This window comes from Bradyrhizobium sp. UFLA06-24 (assembly GCF_054967145.1).
In genome coordinates, this window is the sequence record NZ_JADFUE010000171.1 from 1 (window position 1) to 2,027 (window position 2,027).

2 protein-coding genes are annotated in these 2,027 nt (G+C 65.0%); both read left to right on the forward strand.

Annotation, left to right across the window (positions count from 1 at the left end):
- A partial coding sequence (locus IF809_RS38415; protein ID WP_462840065.1) for a dihydroxy-acid dehydratase domain-containing protein occupies positions 1 to 1,047 on the forward strand: 1,047 nt, incomplete at its 5' end.
- Positions 1,034 to 1,858 (forward strand): tetratricopeptide repeat protein, encoded by an 825-nt coding sequence (locus IF809_RS38420; RefSeq protein WP_453978765.1) that lies wholly within the window; start codon positions 1,034 to 1,036, stop codon positions 1,856 to 1,858. The genes IF809_RS38415 and IF809_RS38420, both read left to right, overlap by 14 nt.
- Positions 1,859 to 2,027: the final 169 nt, after the last annotated feature.

Sequence of the window (2,027 nt, forward strand, 5' to 3'; positions counted from 1 at the left end):
GCTCCGGCACCGTATGAGATCCGCGACGCCTTCTGCATGACGGCGGGCGAGAAGGTGATGGAGCTGATCGCGTCCAACATCCGGCCGCGCGACATCGTCACACGCAAGGCGCTGGAGAATGCGGCGGCCGTGGTCGCGGCCTCCGGCGGATCGACCAATGCTGCGTTGCACTTGCCGGCGATCGCGCACGAGGTCGGCATCAAGTTCGACCTGTTCGACGTCGCCGAAATCTTCAAAAAGACACCTTATGTCGCGGATTTGAAGCCGGGCGGCCGTTATGTCGCCAAAGACATGTTCGAAGTAGGTGGCATACCGCTTCTGATGAAGACGCTGCTCGACAACGGCTTCCTGCACGGTGATTGCCTTACCGTCACGGGCCGCACGATCGCCGAAAACCTCAAGAGCGTGAAGTGGAATCCGCACCAGGACGTGGTGCACCCGGCAGACAAGCCCATCACCGTCACAGGCGGTGTGGTCGGTCTGAAGGGCAATTTGGCGCCAGAAGGTGCGATCGTGAAAGTCGCGGGCATGTCCAACCTCCAGTTTACCGGTCCGGCCAGGTGCTTCGACCGGGAGGAGGATGCTTTCGACGCGGTCCAGAAGCGCACCTATCGGGAAGGCGAAGTCATCGTGATCCGCTACGAGGGCCCCAAGGGCGGCCCCGGCATGCGGGAGATGCTCCAGACCACCGCCGCGCTGACCGGGCAAGGCATGGGCGGCAAGATCGCGCTCATCACCGATGGCCGGTTCTCCGGCGCCACCCGCGGCTTCTGCATCGGCCATGTCGGGCCCGAGGCTGCGGTCGGCGGCCCGATCGGGCTGCTCGAGGACGGCGACATCATCGAGATCGACGCCGTGGCCGGTACCCTTAACGTAAAATTGAGTGACGCTGAGCTCGCTCAGCGCAAGACCAAATGGAGCGCTCGCGCGACTAATCACACGTCGGGTGCGCTCTGGAAATATGCTCAGCAGGTTGGACCAGCGGTCGGGGGGGCAGTGACCCATCCCGGCGGTGCGCACGAGAAACAGTGTTATGCGGACATCTAGGCGTGCCATTGTTGCGTTTGTGTTGGGGGCTACCGCGCTGGCCGCGCCGGCGCTCGCCTTCGACGGCGCGCCGGTCAACCCGAAAGATGCGACCATCCCTGTTGTGACCACCTTGCCAGGTGCTGCGGGTGCGGTGCGCAAGGTTGCGCCGCCGGCTGCGACGCAGGAAACCTCGGTCAGCGCTCTGGAATATGCCGCTCAGGGCGGTCATCCGGTCGCGCAGTGGATGCTCGGCCGCATGTACGCCAGTGGCGACGGCGTGGCCCGGGACGATGTGCGTGCCTTCGACTATTTCAACCGGATCGCCAATGCGCATGCCGAGGACCTCCCCTCGACGCCGCAGGCACAGGTCGTGGCCAACGCTTTCGTCGCGCTCGGCCGCTATTATCTCAGCGGCATCCCGAACTCGAAGATCAAGGCCGACCCCGACCGGGCCCGGGAGATGTTCTCCTATGCGGCCTCCTATTTCGGCAACGCCGATGCGCAGTACGATCTCGCCCGGCTCTATCTGAAGACCCCGGACGCCTCGCGCGAGGATTTCCGCTACGGCGCACGCTGGCTCGGCCTCGCTGCCCAGAAGGGCCAGCACGAGGCGCAGGCGCTGCTCGGGCAGATGCTGTTCAACGGCGATCGACTGCCGCGGCAGGCGGCGCGTGGCCTGATGTGGCTGACCTTGGCGCGTGACAGCGCCGGCGCCGACGAGATCTGGATCAAGGAAAACTACAATCGCGCCTTCGCCAAGGCGTCGGACGACGACCGCGCGATGTGCCTGCAAATGCTCGAACAGTGGGTGCAGGGCCGCCGCGAGTAGCTGCGGTAATCTCGGCGCCGTAGGGTGGGCAAAGCGAAGCGTGCCCACCGCCTGTTCCTATCACCAAGAGAGCGTGGGCACGGCGCTTTGCGCCTTTGCCCGCTACGGCAGCTGCGATTGCGGCTGGCTCCTGCAATCCGCTCCCTGACCGTGCCCACCGTCTGATAGC

Excerpts from the sequence above, each read along its gene's own strand:
- IF809_RS38420 (WP_453978765.1), top strand. The coding sequence starts at position 1,034 with ATGCGGACATCTAGGCGTGCCATTGTTGCGTTTGTGTTGGGGGCTACC.